Annotated in this window: 9 protein-coding genes; all 9 read left to right on the forward strand. The window is 67.6% G+C overall.

Annotation, left to right across the window (positions count from 1 at the left end):
• Positions 1-92: 92 nt before the first annotated feature.
• From HH308_RS23300 to nbtC, 9 genes are read left to right on the forward strand one after another with little or no spacing between them, the layout of a single operon-like run.
• On the forward strand, positions 93-1436 hold the full coding sequence (locus HH308_RS23300) for a salicylate synthase (RefSeq protein WP_170196651.1): 1344 nt from the start codon (positions 93-95) through the stop codon (positions 1434-1436).
• Positions 1433-2770 carry a beta-ketoacyl [acyl carrier protein] synthase domain-containing protein gene (locus HH308_RS23305; protein ID WP_170196652.1) on the forward strand — a complete coding sequence of 446 codons (1338 nt, stop codon included), beginning with the start codon at positions 1433-1435 and terminating at the stop codon, positions 2768-2770. Before HH308_RS23300 ends, HH308_RS23305 begins: the two co-directional genes overlap by 4 nt.
• Positions 2767-4149, forward strand: coding sequence for an acyltransferase domain-containing protein (locus tag HH308_RS23310; RefSeq protein ID WP_170196653.1), 1383 nt, complete (start codon positions 2767-2769; stop codon positions 4147-4149). Before HH308_RS23305 ends, HH308_RS23310 begins: the two co-directional genes overlap by 4 nt.
• Positions 4146-5459 carry a SidA/IucD/PvdA family monooxygenase gene (locus HH308_RS23315; RefSeq protein WP_170196654.1) on the forward strand — a complete coding sequence of 438 codons (1314 nt, stop codon included), beginning with the start codon at positions 4146-4148 and terminating at the stop codon, positions 5457-5459. The genes HH308_RS23310 and HH308_RS23315 overlap by 4 nt, the downstream gene beginning before the upstream one ends.
• A gap of 5 nt (positions 5460-5464) precedes the next feature.
• Entirely contained in the window at positions 5465-6403 is a 939-nt protein-coding gene (locus HH308_RS23320; RefSeq protein ID WP_170196655.1) for a methionyl-tRNA formyltransferase, read from the forward strand.
• The gene (locus tag HH308_RS23325; RefSeq protein ID WP_170196656.1) at positions 6400-10791 is read left to right on the forward strand and encodes a non-ribosomal peptide synthetase; all 4392 of its coding nucleotides are present in this window, start codon (positions 6400-6402) and stop codon (positions 10789-10791) included. The genes HH308_RS23320 and HH308_RS23325 overlap by 4 nt, the downstream gene beginning before the upstream one ends.
• The gene (locus HH308_RS23330) at positions 10788-15389 is read left to right on the forward strand and encodes a non-ribosomal peptide synthetase (protein WP_170196657.1); all 4602 of its coding nucleotides are present in this window, start codon (positions 10788-10790) and stop codon (positions 15387-15389) included. Before HH308_RS23325 ends, HH308_RS23330 begins: the two co-directional genes overlap by 4 nt.
• Positions 15386-16147: a thioesterase II family protein gene (locus tag HH308_RS23335; protein WP_170196658.1), complete on the forward strand. Its 762-nt coding sequence runs from the start codon at positions 15386-15388 to the stop codon at positions 16145-16147. Before HH308_RS23330 ends, HH308_RS23335 begins: the two co-directional genes overlap by 4 nt.
• A gap of 15 nt (positions 16148-16162) precedes the next feature.
• Entirely contained in the window at positions 16163-20773 is a 4611-nt protein-coding gene (nbtC, locus tag HH308_RS23340; protein WP_170196659.1) for a nocobactin polyketide synthase NbtC, read from the forward strand.
• Positions 20774-20780 lie beyond the last annotated feature (7 nt).

A 20780-nucleotide genomic window follows, 5' to 3' on the forward strand; every position in this document is an offset into this window, starting at 1 on the left:
ACTGGGGTCCTGGGTGTGACTTCTGCGAAAGATAGTTTAGGCTGACCTAACGAGCCGGGCTCTCGGAACTACGCAAAAAGGAAGCAGATCCCATGTCGCTTACCACCGACCAAGAAGATCTCGACCATCCAGAGATTGAGATCCTCGACAGCGAGCACGCTGCCCGCATCTGTTCTGCCTGGGCGAACGAGGCGGGATTCGCCGACTACGTCGTCTACGAGCGGGGCGGTCGCTGGGTGTTCGCGGCGGGCGCGCAAGTTCGCATCGTGCTGACCAAGGATGCGATCACGGTGACCCGTGGCGGGGATCAGTCGACGCGAGAGTGGACGGGCGATCCCTCCATCGCATTGGCTCGAGCTCTCGACGGCCTCGACCTTCCGCTGTGGCAGGTGTACGGCTGGGTGGGATTCGACTTCTGCGCACCTCGACACGATCTCTCCGCTCGCGTCCCCGACGACGCTGTGCTGGCGCACCTCATCATCCCCGACGTCGAGGTATTCATCGACCAGACCGGCATTGACACCTCCGAACTCGACGACGACAGTGCGCGGCGACTCAACGAGATCGCCTCGCGCGCGCCGCAAGTGCGCGAATCGTCGCCGATCGACGTCTCGGCCGACGTCGACGACTACCGGGGCCGGGTCGCCGCGGCGGTCGCTGAGATCCAGCGGGGCGACTATCAGAAGGTCATCATGTCGCGGCGCGTCGACGTCCCCTTCGACATCGACATGCCCGCGACCTACGCGCGTGGACGGGCGGGCAACAGCCCCGCACGGTCGTTCCTACTGTCGCTCGGATCGCTGAAGGCGGCCGGCTTCAGTCCGGAGCTCGTCGTCGCGGTCGACGCTGGAACGGTGGTCACCGAACCGCTCGCAGGTACCAGAGCGTTCGGTCGATCGGCGCAGGAGGACTCGTCGGCCCGCGCCGAATTGCTGGCCGACTCGAAGGAGATCGCCGAGCACGCCATGTCGGTACGTGCCTGCTTCGACGAAATCGAATCGATCGCCACCGAATCATCCACGGCCGTCAGCGAATTCATGGTCGTCCGGGAGCGCGGCAGCGTGCAGCATCTCGCGTCGACCGTGCAGGGCGCGCTGGCAGCGGATGCCGGTCCATGGAACGCGTTGTCAGTGCTGTTCCCGTCGATCACGGCGTCGGGCATTCCCAAACGTGAAGCCATTGAAGCGATCTACCGCCTGGAACCGCATCGCCGCGGGCTGTATTCGGGTGCGGTGCTGACGGCGTCGTCGGGTGGAGACCTAGAAGCGACGCTCGCCCTGCGTACCGCGTACTCCGATGACGGTCAGGCGTGGCTGTGCGCCGGAGCGGGGGTCGTCGCGCAGTCCACGCCGGACCGCGAATTCGAGGAGACGAGCGAAAAGCTCGGCAGCATCGCACCATTCGTGGTGCAGGCGCAGCACGGTGCGCGGTCATGAGCGGGTTCGCATCCGACGACCCGATCGTCGTCGTCGGCATGGCCGTCGAAGCCCCCGGCGGCATCAACACTCTGGGCGGCTACTGGGCGGCGCTGGCCGAGAGCCGCGACCTCATCGGCCCGTTCCCGCGTAACCGCGGCTGGGATCTCGACGACCTGTTCTCCCTGCACACCGGCCATGGGTGGGCAGAAGTCGCCGACGCCGGCGGATTTCTCGACGCCGCAGGCGATTTCGATCCGCTCTTCTTCGGCATTTCGCCGCGGGAAGCCATCGCGATGGACCCTCAGCAGCGCGTGGTGCTGCGGACCGCATGGCGTGCGGTGGAGAATGCCGGGATCAACCCGGCCACGCTCGCCGGCGACGATGTCGGCGTCTACATCGGTGGGTCGTTCACCGAGTACGGTCCGCGCGCCGCCGAAGTCAACGAATACACGGGCTACCGAGCCGCGGGAACTGCCCTGGGCGCACTTGCCGGGCGAATCTCACACTGTCTCAAGCTTTTCGGACCATCGATGACCGTCGACACCGCCTGCGCGTCGTCGCTCACCGCACTCGACCTCGCGGTGTCGTCGCTGCGGTCGGGCGAGTCCGACCTCGCGATCGCGGGCGGTGTCTGTGTGATGGGCTCGCCGGCCGCCTTCTACGAATTCTCCAAGAACAACGCGCTCGCCAGTGGCGGGCAATGCCGTCCGTACTCATCCTTCGCCGACGGCACGCTGTGGGGTGAAGGAGCGGGAGTACTTCTGCTGCAACGCAAATCGCAGGCCATCGCCGACCGTCGACGCATCTACGGGGAAATTCTGGCCGCGGGTGTCAACCACAACGGCGGCGGCGCCGGAATTGCGCTACCCAGCGCGCAGGCCCAGGAACGACTGATGAACCGTGTCGTGGCGCGCTCCGGCATCGACGCCGCCGCGGTGAGCCTCATCGAGGGGCACGGTACCGGTACCGCGGTGGGTGACCCGCTGGAACTGCAGGCGTTGAGCTCCGTCTACGGCGTCGCACGTGCCGGGGCCACGCCCGCGGTCGTCGGCTCGGTGAAATCGAATCTCGGTCATTCGCAAGCCGCCTCAGGCATGCTCGGACTCATCAAGGTCCTGCTCAGCGGCCTGCATCGGCAGATCCCGCCGACTCGGCACGCGGAGTCTCCGACGGCTGGAATCGATTGGGACACATCGGGATTGCAGTTGGCAGCCAAACTGACCGACTGGGCGCCCGAATCGGGGCAGCGGTATGCGGCGGTGTCGTCGTTCGGTGTCGCGGGAACCAACGCTCATGCGATCGTCGCGATCCCCGACGAGCCGGTCACCGTGGACGCCGGTGGCGCCCGGTGAACGACCTCGTGCTGCCGGACGGGTTGGTGGCCACCCTGATCTCGTCGGAATCGCAACGCGGACTCGCGACCGAGGCGGGCGCGGTCGCCGACTATCTCGACGCGCACCGTGACGTCGAACCGCTCGACGTGTCCCGAATGCTGATGCGCACCAGGGAGATTCGTAGATTCCGGGCGCTGATCCGGGCCACCGGCCGGGATGACGCCATCGCGGCGTTGCGCGCCGTCGCCGCCGGAACGCCGCATCCGAATGCCACCGTGAGCTCGCGCCCGGCGACATCGCGCCGGGTGGCGCTGGTCTTTCCGGGCCAGGGCAGCCAGCGCGCCGGAATGGGGCGTGGTCATTACGAGCGCTGTCCGGAGTACCGGCGTCGGGTCGACGAAGTCAATGCCGAGTTCATCGCCGAGGCCGGGATCGCGCCACTGGACTACCTCCTCGACGACGAACATGTCGAGGACGTGAAGATCGTGCAGCCGGCGATCTTTCTGCATACGCTGGGGCTCGCCCGGATGTGGCGGGCGGCGGGCGTAGAGCCCGTCGCGACCGTCGGGCACTCCCAGGGTGAGATCGCCGCGGTCGTCGAGTCCGGGCACATGAGTCTGCGTGACGGAATCCGCGTCGTGACCGTGCGGGCGCAAGAAATCGAGAAGCTCGAGAACTCGGGTGACTATCCGCCCTGTGCCATGGCGGTTTTCGCGCTCCGGCGCGACCAACTCGAAGACCGCCTCGCACGATTGACCGGCTGGGCTGAACTGGCCGTGGTGAACTCGTCGACCATCCACGCGTTGTCGGGGTACGAGGACGTCATCGACGCTCTGGTGGCCGAGTACCGCGAAGCGGGTGTCTTCGCGCAGCGCATCGGCGTCGACCACGCCGGGCATTCGGCCCGACTGCGACGACACGGAAAGGTGTTCAGCGGTGCCCACGCCGGCCTGGAAGCGAGTTCCTTCGCCGACGGCGACCTGATGTGTTTCGGCGCGACGCTGGGTGAGCCGATCACCCCGGAACTCCCGATCAGCGACTATTGGAGCTGGAACCTGCGCAACACCGTCCGCTTCGACAGTGCGATCGCGACCGCCGCCGCGCACGGCATCGACACCTTCATCGAGATGTCGGAGCATCCGACGATGCTCTTGTCGATCGGCGAGACACTGGCGGAGAATGGTGTGCGGGCCGCCGTCGTCGGGACCGGCAACAAGAACGCCGACGCCGCAGCCGAATTCACCCGCAACCTCAGCACCGTCATCGTCGACGACACGCAATTCCGTTGGCCCACAATCGAATCAGGTTCGGTCCCGATCGACTTTCCGAATACCGAGTTCGACGAGGCGCTCTACTGGGCGCCGGTGTCGGCGCCACAGCCGGTGGCGGCGCGATGAGCGCTGACGACACCGATCGACTGGTCGTCATCGGTGGTGGCCCCAAAGCGATGGCAGTCGCCGCCAAAGCACACGTGCTGGCCTCCCTCGGCCTGCCGGCCCCCAGGGTCACGGTGATCGAACCGACGGTGATCGGCGGCAACTGGCTGCCGACCGGCGGATGGACCGACGGCAGGCACCGACTGGGCACGAGCCCGGAGAAGGACGTCGGATTCCCGTATCACTCGACCGCGCATCGGTCCCGCAACGCCGACGTCAATGCGGCGATGCAAGCGTTCAGTTGGACGTCGTTCCTGGTGGAACGCGGCACCTATGCCGAATGGGTCGATCGCGGGCGGCCGAGTCCCGAACACAATCTCTGGGCGAAGTACCTGCAGTGGGTTGGCCGCAAGGCCGCCGTCGACGTCGTCGTGGCGCGTGCCGAATCGATCGGCATCGAGGCCGGTCGATGGCAGATCCGTGTTGTCGGCGCCGACGGTGTAGCCGGCGTCGTGGCGGCCGATCGGCTGATGGTGACCGGGCCCGGCAGCAGTGATCAGGTGATGGCACGCCACCCGCAGGTCCTCAGCATCGCCGAGTTCTGGCGGCGCGCTGGCCGCTCAGACCTGCCGGCGTCGACGCGGGCGGCGGTCATCGGCGGGGGCGAGACAGCCGGATCGGCCCTCGACGAACTGATTCGCCACGACATCCTCACCGTCTCGGTGATCTCGCCGGGCGCGACCATCTACACCCGCGGGGAAAGCTATTTCGAGAACTCGCTCTACAGCACCCCGGTGAAATGGCGTACTTTGAGTGTCCCCGAACGCCGAGATGTGGTGCGCCGCACCGATCGCGGCGTGTTCTCGGTCCGCGTGCAGGAATCCTTGCTCGACGACGAGCGGGTGCACCATCTGCAGGGCCGCGTGGTGCAGGTGACCGGCGACGGTGACGGCGTGAATCTCACCTTGCGTAACGAGTTCCGGCCCGATCAGCAGCACAGCTTCGATCTCGTCATCGATGCCGTCGGCGGTAAGCCGTTGTGGTTCATCGATCTCTTCGACGACCAAGCCTGCGAACAGATCGAACTGTGTCTGGGCGGCCCGATCACCGCGCCCCGCGTCGAAGCCGCCATCGGCCACGACCTGAGCATCGACGGACTCCCGCTGCGTCTGCATCTGCCCAATCTCGCGGCACTTGCGCAAGGACCGGGTTTCCCCAATCTCAGCTGTCTGGGCGAACTCTCCGACCGGGTGCTCACCGCGGCGGGACTCGACGACGCGCAGCGAGTCGCCGCCGCAACGACATCGACTTCATCTATGACAAGGACCTAGAACTCATGCGTATCGTTTCGTTCGGCTTTCAGACGTGGGGTCGTCGTACCCTGCAGGCGCTGTTGGATTCCGAGCACGACGTGGTGCTGGCGGTGACGCACCCGGCCAGCGAGGACTCGTACAAGGGCATCTGGTCGGACTCCGTCGAAGACCTCGCCCGCGAGCACGGTGTACCGGTGCATCTCACCGAACGCGCCGACCCCGAGACCATCGAACTGGTGCATCGGGCCGAGCCCGATGTGATCGTCGTCAACAGCTGGTACACGTGGATGCCCAAGGAGCTCTACGACTTTCCCCGCTACGGCACGCTGAACCTGCATGATTCGCTGTTGCCGAAGTTCACCGGATTCTCACCGGTGCTGTGGGCGCTGATCTCCGGTGCGGAGGAGACCGGACTCACCGTGCACCGGATGGACGAGCAACTCGACACCGGAGACATCCTGGTGCAACGGCGGCTTCCGATCGGCCCCGACGTCACCGGAACCGAATTGGTCCTAGCCGGAATGGAACTCATCCCGGGGGCGATCAACGAAGCCCTCGCCGCACTGGAATCCGGCTCGCCGCAGTGGGTTGCGCAGGACAAGTCCGCACGCACCTACTTCCACAAGCGGTCCGACCGCGACAGCCTCATCGACTGGCATACCGGCGCAACCGATCTCGAACGACTCGTGCGGGCACTGTCGGCGCCGTATCCGCCCGCCTTCACCCACTACCGCGGCGAACGCGTCGAGATTCTCGCGGCCTCGGTATCCGACGCGCGTTATGGCGGCACCCCGGGCCGAGTCATCGTGCAGGAGGGCGGGGGCGTGGTGGTCTGCGGTCCGGACGCGATTCGCGGCGGCAACCACGGGCTGCGCATCACCGCCGTTCGAACCCCGGACGGAATCGAACACGACGGTGCGAAATTCTTTCGGCGCGGCGGCTACCTCACCAGCACGCCATGACCGCCGGTCACGCGCCGGTGGGCACCCGCGGTGCGCTGACGGCGGCGCAGTGCCGAATCTGGTTCGGACTCAACCGAAGTCGTGGCGACGCCGAGCGGTATACGGTGTGCTCCACGATCCGCGTCGACGGCTCCCTGGACCGCCGGGAATTACGTGCGGCGCTGACCGCGGTGCTCTGCGGCAACGTGGCGACTGCGAGCACCTATCATGTCGGCGACGACGGCGAGCCGTACCGTCGCGACGCTGCGCTGGAGCCGGTCTGGTCGGAGATCGACCTGCGCGGTCTCGACGAGCAGGTGCTGGCCCGGCGTATCGAAATCCTCCGGCGCCGGGAGCGCTCGCGCACCTTTGATCTGGAAGCGGAATCGCCGGTGCGCGTCACCGTGGTGGCGACCGGCGATACCGAACATCTGCTCGTTATCACCGCGCACGCCATCGCCTGGGATGACGACGCACTGCGCGGGCTGCTCGCTGGACTTGCCGACGAATACCGAAAGCCGAGAACCGCAACGCGATTCGACGCCGCCGGTGAGCCGGGGGAGTCGGCGGCCATCGACGCCGCCTACTGGCAAGCGCAACTGGGCGCACCGCCCGCCCGGGTCGATCTGCCCGGCCGAACCGACAGTCCCGTGCAAACGGTGATCGCCGTCGACCTCGCCCCCGACACGCTCGTGACGGCACGACGGTATGCGCAATCGCGTGGCGTCGACCTCGCGGCGGTCCTCACCGCCGTCCACAGCGCGCTGGTGCTGCGCTACACCGGAGCCGCCGACATCATCACGGCGATGCCGGTGTCGGGCCGTGCGCCGACCACGCGAATCAGCCAGTGCGGCAACCTCATCATGCTGCGCACCCAGACGCCGGCACACCGCGCTTTCGACGAGTGCGTGACCGACGCCGCCGCCGTCTACGAGCAGGCGCTGCGCCGCCGCGACGATCGTGTCGACCGCGTCGTCGACGCCGTACGGCCCGCCGACGCACGCGGCGCGGATGGACTCGCGAACCTGACCGGATTGGGATTGGCGATACGCCAGCCGGTGCCGGGACGCATCTTCGGCGGACTGATCGTCGACGTCGTCGAAGCGGGACGCACCGCACCGGCCGTCGGATGGCATCTCGACGTCGACGTCGATCCACGCCATCCACGTGTCACCCTTACCGCGACCGGGGCCGACCCCGATGTCGCCGCCACGTATCCGGCGCATTTCGCGACACTGCTTGACGCCGCACTCGCGCAACCGCACCGCCCCGTCGGTGGTCTCGCGCTGCTCACCGCCGCCCAGCACGTACGCGTGGTCGAGCACGGTCGCGGTACTACGCTGAGTCATCGCAGCACCACCGTCACCGACCTCGTGCAGAACGCCGCGGCGTCGACACCCGAAGCGATCGCAGTGCTCGCCGACACCGGCGGCGCGATCACCGAGATCACCTATCACGCGCTCAACGAGCGGGCCAATCGGCTCGCGCGGTATCTCGCCGGCCGCGGCATCGGCGCGGAAGACGTTGTAGGACTGCAACTTCCCGGATCGATCGAGTTCGTCGTCGCGCTCCTCGCCACCCTCAAGGCGGGAGCCGCCTATCTGCCCGTCGATCCGGCGCATCCCGCCGAGCGCCGCGAGATCCTGATCGCTGATGCGCGTCCGCGGCTGTGGTGGACCGCCGATGCCGTCAAGGAAGCGGAAATCGCCGCAGCGCAGGAGTATTCGACCAACCTCGACGACGAAGACCGAGTCCGGCCGTTGCGCCCGGACAATCTCGCCTACGTCATGTACACGTCGGGTTCCACCGGGCAGCCGAAGGGTGTTCCCGTCGCACACGCCGCGATCGCCGAGCATCTGCTGAGCTTCGCCGCGGACTGGGATCTGCCTGTGGATTCGCGTGTGCTGCAATCGTCGTCGATCGAATTCGACGCGTCGCTGCTCGACTTCTTCGTCACGCTGTCGGTGGGCGCGACGATCGTGCTTCCCGATCCCAGCCGTCGCCGGGACCTCACCTACCTGGCGGGTCTGATCACCGCCCAACAGATCACTTTGTTGCACGTGGTGCCTGCCCTCCTGCGTGAGTTGCTGGCGCTTCCGCAACGCGCCGATTGGACATCGCTGAGGCACATCGCCGTGGGCGGCGAGAAACTCGGCGGTGACATCGCCGACCGAGCCCTCGCCGCATTCGACGTGGAACTGCGGAACTACTACGGCCCGACCGAAGCCGTAGTCTCCGCCACTCATCACCCGATCCAGCCCGCGTCGGGACAGGTGATCGAGCCGATCGGGCGACCGAACGTGGACGTGACGGCGTTCGTGCTCGACGACTGTCTGCAGTTGGTTCCCGACGGCGTGCCCGGTGAGTTGTACCTCGGCGGACGCCAGTTGGCCCGTGGCTACCTCGACCGGCCCGCCGCCACCGCGGCGGCCTACGTCGCGGATCCATTCACCGTCGGTGCTCGGCTGTACCGCACCGGCGATGTCGTTCGACGCCGAGCCGACGGGGTGCTGCATTTCGTGAGTCGCCGCGACGATCAGGTCAAGATCCGTGGGCATCGCGTCGAACTCGGCGAGATCACCGCGGTCCTCGCGGGACACCCCGATGTCATCGACTGCCATGTCGTAGCGGCGGCCGACGAACTCGGTGACACCGTCCTGGGGGCCTATCTGGTGGGTCGGGCGGGACATCGGCCGGACCCCGTTTCGGTGCGGGCATTCTCGCGACGCCTGTTGCCCGATGCCGCGGTGCCGTCGTCGTACGCCGTGCTCGATGCGCTGCCCCGTACCACGTCCGGCAAGATCGACGTCGCCGCCTTGGGGCCCACCCGGCAGGTCGGCGCCGCCGCGACGCGCCCGGCACGCACCGCTGCCGAACATGCTGTGGCAGAGGTATTCTCACAATCCTTCGACGTCGTCGACGTTCACGCGGGACATTCGTTCTTCGATCTCGGCGGCCACTCGCTCAACGCTCACCGAGTGCTCGCGAGGCTGCGCGAGGCGCTCGGAGTGCGGCTCGACGTCGCCGATCTGTTCGCCGACCCGACGGTGGCGGGCGTCGCGGCCGCGGTCGAAGCTGCGCAGGTGCATCGGCCGACGTCGGGAGGCTTGCTCCCGCCGGCGTCTGCCGAAGCCGTACCCGCGACGGCCGTACAGGAACTCGCGTGGCGTGCCGGTCGGTCGAAGGTCGTGCGCATCGTGGTGCGATTCACCGGCCCGGTCGATCGGGAGGCGTTGTCGACCGCGATCACCGCGGTGTCCGCACGCCACGATGCGACGAGGATGTCGTTGGTCGCCGACGATGCCTGTGCCGTGGGAGATCTCCGACATCGCCTGACGGTATGGGACGCGGTGGACTTCCTAGATCGCCTGGGCGACTCCGCGGCGAATGACCCGGACTCGGCGAATGACCCTGCTCCGGCGTTCGATGCCGGAGAGCGATTGTGGCGCTTGCGGTTGTCGGGGGACACCCGGTCACCGGTGCTGACCGTGGTCGCTCATCAGGCCGCCGCCGACGAGACTTCGCTCGCACTGGTCGTGCGCGAGATCGCGCGCGCCTACGCGGGTGGCGCGGTCAGCGAGAACGCGGCGTCGAGTTTCGTCGACTACGCCCTGTGGTTCGCGGCGTGCGGCGCCACCGGCGAATCATCGCGGAGATGGTGGCGCACAGCGTATTCGGGACTCGATCAGGCAATCGGTCGGGTCGACCGAGACCGGCTGAGCGCCACGCATCGGGTGGACCCCGGCCTTCGGCGTCGGCTGCAGGCTGTCGCCGCGAGATTCGGTGTCCCAGAGCAGGGGCTGTACGAGACGGCTGCCGCCGTCGTGGCCTACCGGCGCACCGCTCGACCCGACATCGTCGTCGGCAGTCGTGCGGGGCGCGACGGCACGTCGAACACCGACCTGATCGGACCGGTCGACGGTCTCGCGATCGCACGCTTCGAACTGGCCGGCGAACTCAGTCTGTCCGCAGCGTTGGATCAGGCGCGTATCGCCGTGCACGGCAACGACACCGCTCCCGGCGTTCCCATCGACGTTCATCGCGCGACGGCGCTGGCCGCGGCGGGCGGCGTGCCCGCCGTGGCGATCACGGTGTCCTTCGACGGCTCGCGCTACCCGGCGACCCTCGACTTCGGTCCGACGCTGCACGCAAACGTCGACGGACCCACCGCGACACCAGTCGAGGGTGTGAGCCTCGACTGCCGCGTGCGCGACGGCGGCGTCGACATCTCCGTGAGCTCACCGGTCGATGCGGCTGGATGGTCGACGGACGTCGCTGAAGTCTTGGAAATGTTTCTCGATGCGCCGGCCGCTGTCGTAGGGGGCCCGCTTGCAAGCGCTCCCGGCGCCCACAGCATGGAACCCGCACTCCGGGAAAGGAATTCGACAATGAACGGGAGTGCCCGGTGAGCGGTATCGACGATGTGATCGCACTCAGCCCGCTGCAGGAGGGGCTGTTCTCGCTGTCCACGCTGAGCGCCGAACGAGGAGAGGATTCCGCGGGCGACGTCTACACGATCCCGCTGACCATCGACATCACCGGTCCGCTGAACGTCGCGGCGCTTCGGGCGGCGTGCGAGCACATTCTGGTCCGTCATCCCAACCTGCGGGCGATCTTCTGGGACACCGGGGTCGAGAAGCCCGTGCAGATCGTGCCCACCGAGGTGACGCTGCCGTGGTCGTATCACGAACTCGACGACGACGAGGCCGAGCGCCTCGTGGCGCACGAGGTTCGGCGGGTGTTCGATTTGCGCGAGGGACCATCGCTCCGGTTCACCGTGATCGCGCTGCCCGACGCGGACGGCGCGGCGCGGCACCGTCTCGTGGTCACGGTGCACCACATCCTGATGGACGGCTGGTCGCTCGGGGTGTTCTTCGCCGAACTCCTGCAACTGTATTCGGCACGCGGGGAGATGCCGCTGGCGCCGGTGCGGCCGTATCGCGACTACATCGCGTGGCTGGTGGCACAGGACCAGTCCGCGATGACTCAGCGGTGGGTGACGGCGTTGGACCAGTTGTCGGGCCCGTTGATGTTGGCCGACACCACCGGATCCGGTCTCGACGCCGCGCAGGCCGCACGGCCGCAGGCGCTGCATCGCATCGTCGACGCCGAACGCACCGCGGCACTGTCTGATTGGGCACGCCGTCACGGAGTCACGCTCAACACCGCAGTGCAGTTCGCGTGGACATTGTTGTTGTCCCGGCTCACCGATCGCCTCGACGTCGTCTACGGAACCGTCGTGACCGGCCGCCCCCATCAGGTGCCCGACGCCGACCGGATGATCGGACTGTTCCTGAATACCATCCCGGTACCGTTCACCCTCGATCCCACGGCCGATGTCGCCGCCGAATGTCAACGACTGCAACGGGAATCGTCGGAGTTGCGGGACATCGGGTACCTGAGCCTGTCGACGGTGCAGCGCGCGGCGGGGCACTCGGCCCTGTTCGACACGATGTTCGTCTTCCAAAACGCGCCGATGGATCAGGCGGGCGATATGACTGCCGCCGACGGTGTGACCTTCACGCCGGCGATGTCGCAGAACTTGACCCACTACCCGCTGACCGTCGTGGCCCACCTTGCCGGCGACGAACTGATCGTCGCGATCGAGGCGATCGAAGCGCAGATCCCGGTGACGTCGGAAGCACTCGCGGATCTGTTCCTCGGTACGCTCGACGGCCTACCGCACTGGTCGGGGACCGACGTCGGGCACGCGGCGATCATGAGCGAGCGGTTCATGTCGGCGAGCCTCGCGGCGTCGAACACGCCTGTTCTGAGCGGCCGTGTCGATCTCGGGGTATTCGAATTGTTCGCGCGGCAAGCTGATTCGACACCGGATGCGGTCGCGCTGAACGACGGGCACGACGTCCTCACCTACCGCGAACTTCACGAGCGGGCGCTGCGGTTGGCGGCGCTGCTCGGCGAGCACGGAGTCGGCGCGGAGGATTTCGTCGCCATCTGCCTGCCGCGCAGCGCGACGTCGATCGTGTCGATCCTCGGCATCCTCGCCGCAGGTGCGGCTTATGTGCCGGTCGATCCGACGCTCCCCGACGCTCGCATGGAATCCATTCTGCGGCAGACGAATCCCGCTGCCGCGCTCGTCGCCGCCGGTGGTCCCCGCGCGGTGATCAGTGCTTGCGTGAGCGGTGCCGCGGTTCTGGATCTCGACGATCCCGCGCTGCGGACCCGGCTGCGCGCCGGTGTGCCCGCGCGGCCCGCCAAACGCGCTCCCGCACAAGCCGCCTATGCCATCTTCACCTCCGGATCCACCGGTGAGCCGAAGGGGGTGGTCAACCACGACGCCGCTCTCGCAAGCTATTTCGCCGATCACCGCGCGCGCGTCTATGCACCCGCGCGTGCGCGGCTCGGGCGCCCGCTGACCATCGCCCACGCCTGGTCGCTGAGCTTCGATGCGTCGTGGCAGCCATTGGTGGGGCTGTTGGACGGACATGCGGTGCACCTGTTCGACGACGAGGCTGTGCGCGACACTCAGTGTCTCGTCGAAGGCATTGCGGCACAACAGATCGACATGATCGACACCACGCCGTCGATGTTCCGTCAGCTTGCTCACGCCGGACTGGTCGACGGATACTCCGGGCATGCGGATGAGCGCGGACCGTTGTCGGTGCTGGCGCTGGGCGGTGAGGCCATCGACGTCGACCTATGGGATCAGCTGCGCGGCCTGCACGACGTTGCGGTGCATAACTGTTACGGACCGACGGAGGCCACGGTGGAGGCCGTCGTCGCCGACGTGACCGGCGCCGACGCGGCGTCGACCACGCCGACGATCGGTCGCCCGACGGCGGGAATGACTGCCTACGTACTCGATTCGCGGTTGCGGCCGGTGCCCGACGGAGTGGTCGGCGAGTTGTGCTTGGCGGGTCCGCAACTGACGCGCGGCTACCTGGGCCGGCCGCGCGAAACAGCGCACCGGTTCGTGGCAGATCCCTACGCCCGCGCGCTGGGACTCCGACCGCGCCGGATGTATCGCACCGGAGACCTGGTGCGTCGCTTGCCTTCCGGTGCCCTCGCCTACCTCGGCCGCGCGGATGACCAGGTGAAGGTACGCGGTTACCGCATCGAGATCGGTGAGATCGACAACGCACTGCGAGCGGCCGGCGAGGTCCGCGACGCGGCAGCCGTCGTCGTGCGGCGCGCCGGCGGGGCGGGGCTCGTGGGGTTCGTCGTAGGCGAGCCCGGCGTCGTGGTCGATCCGGTGGCTCTGCGGGCCGCGGTGGCGCAGCGGTTGCCGTCCTACATGATCCCGGCACGGCTGCTGGTGCTCGACGAGCTCCCGGTCACTTCGAACGGCAAGCTCGATGCCTCCGAACTCGCCGATCGTGCCCGCGCGGCCTTGGAATCATCCAGCGGCACAACCGAACCGGCCACCGATACCGAGCGGGAACTCACGGAGATCTTCGCCGAAGTGTTCGGCGGAGCGGCGCCCCGCGTCGACGACGACTTCTTCGATCTGGGCCTCGACAGCATCGTCGCCATCGCCGTCGCCTCGGCCGCACGGGCACGCGGACTCAGCGTCAGCGTGCGAATGATCGCGGCGGCACCGACCATCCGCGATCTCGGGGCCGCGATCGACTCCGGATTGTTCTTCGACGTCGCCGACCTCGCCGACGACGATGCCGGTGAGGTCGCCGCACTGCCCTACGTGCGCTGGATGTTCGCGCAGGATTCGTATCGTCGGCTGTCGCACACGGTGCTCGTCACCGCGCCCGCGGACTTGACGGAATCGACTCTGGCGCAGACACTTCAGGCCGTCCTCGACGCGCACGGCGTGCTGCGGTCGACGGTGATCGACACGGCGAGCGGGCCGGTGCAGTCGATTCGTGAGGTGGGGTCGGTCGCGGCGGCGGACCTGATCTCGGTGGTCGACGTCGATGCCGATCGCGACGTCGAGCAGATCCGGGCGGCGATCGACTCCGGCGTCGAACAACTCGATCCGCGTGCGGGTGACATCGTTCGTCTCACCTGGCTGCGCGCCGCCGCGGGCGCAGATCTGCTGGCGATCACCATCCATCACCTCGCTGTCGACGTCGTCTCCTGGAGCGTGCTGATTCCCGCTCTGGCGCAGGCATATTCGCAGATTCAGGCGGGGCAGCCACCGGTGGTCGCGGGAGCGGTGACCTCCTACCGGCGGTGGAGCGACGGCCTCGTCGAACTCGCATCGTCACCGGAAGTACTTGCGCAGGAAGAGTTTTGGGCCGGCCAGAGTGCGGGTGAACCGACCGCGGCGGAGCCCACGACCTGGGGCAGCGTGCGCGTCACCGAGGTAGAGGTCGGCGCAGCGGTCACCGAGGCGATCCTGCAGACGGCCGGCCAGGGGTCGAGCGTGCGCGAGGTATTGCTCACCGCGTTGGCGTTGACCATTCCGGCCTGGCGACGTCGGCGCGGCGTGGATGTCCGTACCGGTGCCGCGGTGGCTCTCGAATCGCACGGCCGTACCGTCGGCGACAACACGCAGCTCGCGCGGATGGATCCGTCGGAGACGGTGGGCTGGTTCACCACGGTGTACCCGGTCCGACTCGGCACTGTCGAAGTCGCCGACGCCGGGCCGTCGGCGATTCGCGACCTCCACGCGGAGGTGGTCGCCGCGCTGGCCGCGGTCCCGGATGACGGGGTGGGCTACGGATTGCTTCGTGACGTCGTCGGTGTGCCGTCGCTGCTCGACGCACCCGAACCGGAGGTCGAATTCAACTATCTGGGTCGATTCGACCTCGGATTCGCGTCGTCGGGGGACTGGTCCATCGCCGACGATCCCGAGCTGCGCGAGCTGATTCCGTCGGCGCCCGAGCCGGACTTCACTCTCCGGTTCCCGCTGAACCTGGTCACCGCGATCCGTGCCGGTGAGCACGGCCCGGAATTGGTGACGACCTGGCGGTGGAGCGAAAACCGTTACACCGCAACTGAAATTGACGATCTTGCCGAACTGTGGCGACAGAATGTGGCCGCGGTGTCGGCGGCAGTAGATGTGACTGAGACGAGGAGTCGATCATGACAGCACCGAGTTGGATGCGAAAATTTCACAAGGCCCCCAGCGACAGTCGGATGCCGCTGTTCATCTTCCCGCACGCGGGTGCGGGTGCGTCGGCCTACCGCACATTGTCGAAGTTGGCCTCGACGGAGTTCGACGTCGTGATCTTCCAGTACCCGGGCCGGCAGGACCGCGCGGCCGAGCCCGCTCTGAGCAATCTGTCCGATGTCGCCGCGGGTGCCTTCGCCGAGTTCGTGGACTCGGAGTACAACAACGGCGAGCCGTTCATGACGTTCGGACATTCGATGGGTGCCGTGGTGTCCTTCGAGTTCGCGCGGCTCGCCGAGCGTGCCGGTATCCCGCAGCAGCAGGCCACCCTGTCGGCCGCGGTGGCACCGTCGCGCGGCCAATTCCGGCCCCCGGCACCGACCGACGACGAAGAACTGCTCGACCACCTCGCGGAGCTGGAGGGCACCGGTGCCGACGTGTTGGCCAGCCGAGAGCTGATGCGGATGACGCTTCCGGTGCTCAAAGCCGATCATGCGGCGTCGGACGCCTACCGGTGCCCGCAGGATGTCACCGTCGCGACCAGGATTCATGCGATCGGCGGTGACAACGATCCGATCGTCGCGCTCGCCGATCTCAACGGATGGCGCAATCACAGCCACGACGTCGAGGTGACGATATTCGACGGGGGACACTTCTATCTCAATGACCACCTCCCGGAGATCGTCGACATCCTCGTCGCGGACGCGAACGTCCCCGCCCGAAGCCTGCGATAGAAGGAGTTGGCACTGATGCGCACCCTACGGTTCCCGGACGGCACCACACCGGTCGTGGTGTCGGCGGACACCACCGCTCTGCTCAAGGCAGAGGCCGCGGCCTTCGCCGATTATCTGCACGCTCACCCCGGCGTCGGTCCAGACGAGTTGAGCGACATGCTCTTTCGTGTGCGACCGGTGCGCCGCCGGCGCGCGATTATGATGGCCGCCGATCGCGCGGGACTGCTTGGGGCGCTACGCGCGGTCGCCGCCGGAGACGAGCATCCCAGCGTCGTCCTGGGGTCGGGTCCGGCGTCGGCGCGCAGCGTGGCGTTGGTGTTTCCGGGACAGGGAACTCAGCGACGCGCAATGGGCGCCCTGTACTACCGCACCGTGAACGCATTTGCGGCAGAGGTGGATCGAGTCCACCAGGCGTTTCTCGACGTGTTCGGCGAGTCGCCGCGCGACTACCTGCTGGGCGACGACGATGAAGCCGATGAGACGGCCACTCTGGTGCAGCCCGCGCTCTTCATGCAGATGGCCGGTCTGGCCGCGATGTGGCGGTCCTTCGGGGTCACCCCGGCGAGCGTCGTCGGACATTCGCAGGGCGAGATCGCCGCCTGCTACGTCGCCGGAGTGATGGATCTGACGTCGGCGGTCACCGTCGTCGGGACGCGTGCCCGGGCGGTCGACACGGTTCGCTCCGGCGAATACGCGATGGCCGTGCTGGAAGCCGATCGCAACGAGTGCGAGTCGCTGCTCGCGCGCAGGTCGAGCTGGGCGCAGGTGTCGGTCGTGAATTCCCCACGGATGACTGGGATCTCGGGTGATGCGCAGGCCGTCACCGAAGTGGTCGAACACCTCGCCGACAAGGGACGATTCAGCCGGGTGATCGCGGTCCGCTATCCGGCGCACACGGCCGTCATGCACGAACTCGACGAAGTGATGGTCGGGGCGGGCAGTGCATCCAGCGCCGCAACAGCTTTCGCGCGCACCGAGATCACGTGCATCGGGTCGACGCTCGGCGAAGAGATCACCCCCGAGCTGCCGGTCGCCGACTACTGGTTCTGGAACCTGCGCAATGTCGTGCGGTTCGACAAGGCCATTACCCGCGCGGCTCAACTCGGCGCCGACACGTTCATCGAACTGGCCGAACACCCAACGCTGCAATACCCGGTCACCGAGATCCTCGGCGAACTCACCGACCGTGACAGAGTGGCCTTCGGTACCTCGAACAGATCGGCGACGGATCTGTCCGTCGTCACCCGCAACCTGGCCGGACTCGCCGCCATCGACGCCGAATTCGATTGGGCCGCACTGGAGTCGGATTCGACGGATGGGTCCGCCGGGTCGCTGCCGCTACTGGACTTCCCGCACACGGTGACCGCCGACAGTTTCCTGTGGATCAAGATGCCGGACCGTGTCGCGCCAGTCGCAGCGACCGCCCCGGTCGTCCCACCCGCGGCCGACATCACGACGCCGGCAGCAGTGAAGCCCGTCGTGAAGCCCGTCGTGAAGCCCGTTGTGTCGTCGGCACCGATCGCGGTGTCACGGGTCGCCGAACGATGGATTCGGTTGCCCCGCCGGTCGATGTCGGCGCCGGCGAGCATCGGGGTCGTCGACCTCGACGCCGACGGTGACGCGCCCGGTCAGGTGGCCCGCGTGATCATCGAGCAGTCGGCGGCGTTCGGCGCGACGGCACGGATCGTCGACGCGAACTCGGCCGCCGACGTCGACACGATCGTCGTGGTCGCGCCCGCATCCGGCGCAACGACTTCCGCCAGCGTCGACGCCGTCGCCGAGTTCTTCGGCGACCGCCGATGGTGGTCTGCCGAGGCGCCGGCGCGCACCTACTGGCTGATCACGCGAGGCGGCGAGAGTGTGCTCGACGCCGAGGTTCCCGACGTCGCGCACGCCGCCACGGCGGCGGGCTTCCGATGCCTCGGTGCCGAGCGACCGGCTGTCGCCTTTCGGCACCTGGACCTTCCGGCGGGTTCGCCCGATGCCGCCACTGCCGCCAAAGTCGTTGCCGCACTGCACATCGTGCGGGAGCCGGAGCTGGCGCTGCGGGGCAAGGACCTCTACGTCAAACGATTGGCGAAGGTCGATCCCGCACCGTCGAGCTCGGTTATCGGGCGCCACGTGCTGATCGTCGGCGGGACCGGCAAGGTCGGGATGGAGTTCGCCGAATACTTCGGTTCGGCACGCGCACAACGGATCACGCTGGTGAGCCGCTCGGGGGAGACGCCCGCGTCGGCGGCGCGGTTGGCGGCCGTCCGTTCCGGCGGAACACAAGTCGACGTGGTCGCCTGCGACGTGACCGATGACGCACACGTCGCAGCGCTGCGCGACCGGATTCACGCGACGCCGGTCGATTTGATCATCCACGCCGCCGCAGATCTGCCCCAGCAGGACGGAATCGATTTCGAAGCGATCGATCCCGCGCACATCACGCGCCTCTGCGACGCCAAAGTACTTGGAGTTCAACGCATCCTGGACTCGGTTGCCGTGTCGTCGGCGGTGCGGGTACTCCTGTGTTCGTCGCTCGCCGCGACACTCGGCGGCCGTGGAACGATTGTCTACTCCGTTGCCAATCGGATGCTCGACGCCCTGGCGACGAGTCTGCGCGCCGACGGCGTCGACTGCAGCAGCGTCGAGTGGGGACAGTGGGCGGTGCATGACGGTGCTGGGCCGGCCGGAGCGGACGCGCTCGCCGCGGTGGGATATCTGCCGATGCCGTCGCGGGAGGCGATCCTCGCCGGGCTGGCCGTACGCGGCAACGAGATCGTCGCCGCATTCGACTGGGAGCGCGGCGCAGATGTGCTGGGCGCCTTCGGTTACGGTCCGCTGCTGAGCGACGTGACGGGTACCCAAGCCGTGCCGCCCGCGGTGCCGCGGCCCGTCCAGCCGGTGGCTCACGAGCCGGTGCGCGACGTTCCCGCACCCGGCCCGGCATCGGAGACCGGCTCGACAGCGCAGCGTGTTGTCGGGTTGGTGGCCAGGGTGATCGGTGTGGCTGATGTGGCGGCGATCGATACGTCGCGTCCGTTGGTGGCGTTGGGGTTGGATTCGTTGCAGGCGTTGGAGTTGCGGCGCAAGGTGACCGAGGAGTTCGGGTATGAGTTGCCGGTGACCGAGTTGGTGGGCGGTGCGAGTCTGGACGACGTGGTTCGGCTGCTGGGCGAGAACGTCGCCGGCCGGCCGGTCGAGATGTCCACGCCCGCAGCCGCTGCGGCACCGAGAGCTGTGTCCGCGCAATCGGTGTCACCCGCGCAGCGTGTTGTCGGGTTGGTGGCCGGGGTGATCGGTGTGGCTGATGTGGCGGCGATCGATACGTCGCGTCCGTTGGTGGCGTTGGGGTTGGATTCGTTGCAGGCGTTGGAGTTGCGGCGCAAGGTGACCGAGGAGTTCGGGTATGAGTTGCCGGTGACCGAGTTGGTCGGCGGTGCGAGTCTGGACGACGTGGTTCGGCTGCTGGGCGAGAACGTCGCGGCGCCGCAAGTGATTTCGACACCGAACTCCGGAACTGTGGCCGAGCGTGCGCAGTTCGCAGCCGACCGAGTGATGCCCGCCCTCGACTTCGAACGTGTCCGGTCCGCACGTGTCGACATCGACCGAATCGGCTTGCAAGCCATGATGACCGCATTGGAGTCCGCGTTCGCCGGCTCGACGGAGGGACGCAGCGAGAGCGAAATCGCCGCACAGCTCGGGTTCGTCGAGCGGCATCGCTGGCTGCTGCGCCGCTGGCTCGACGCGCTGACCGACAGCGATGCCCTGACCAAGGATGCGGCGTCACGTTATCGCAGGAGGGCGCAGGTGCCGGCTCCGAGCGAACCCGATCTGCGAAAAGTTTGCGCAGAGTTGGGTTTTCGTCCGGTCCTCGCCGACTTCCTGCGAGCGTGCAATGTCAACCTGCTTCCGCTCGGGCGGGACGCGATGCGGGTGCAGGAACTGCTCTTCGCCGGCGGCGGGACCGATACCGCCGAGGCGGCCTACCGCGAGAACCTCGTCAGCACCTATCTCAACACCGCGGCACGAGCGGCGGTTGCCGATCTGGCGGCATCGATCGGTCAGCGGCGGTCGCCGGTGCGGATCCTGGAACTCGGTGCGGGCGTCGGCGGCACGACCAACGACGTTGTGGCCGGCCTCGCCGAGCACGACGGCGCGCTCGACTATCACTTCACCGACGTCTCCGATTTCTTCTTGTCCGCGGCGCGCGAGCACTTCGCCGGGTACCCGTGGATGCGATTCGGCATCGTCGACATGAATGCCGGGCTCGACACGCTCGGCGAGCGCTACGACATCGTAATCGCATCGAACGTACTCCACAATGCGCACCACATCGGCCGGCTGCTGGGGCAGCTGCACGATCTGCTGAATCCCGGTGGCGCGGTGGTGATCATCGAATCGACCCACGCCTACGCGCAGCTGTTGACGTCGGTGCAGTTCCTGATGTCGCCGGCGCACGGCCAGCCGCATGCCGGGGTCGGTGATGTGCGGGATGGTGAGCGGATCTTCCTCACCGAGGACGAGTGGGTCGACGAGTTGCAGCGTGCGGGACTGACACCGGCGGTGGTTCTGCCGCGGCCCGAGCATCCGGTGGCGTTGCTGGATCAGCGGGTATTCGTGGCGATTCGGGAGCAATAGCACGTGT

The sequence above is a fragment of the Gordonia asplenii genome (assembly GCF_012933505.1).
Classification (GTDB): Bacteria; Actinomycetota; Actinomycetes; order Mycobacteriales; family Mycobacteriaceae; genus Gordonia; species Gordonia asplenii.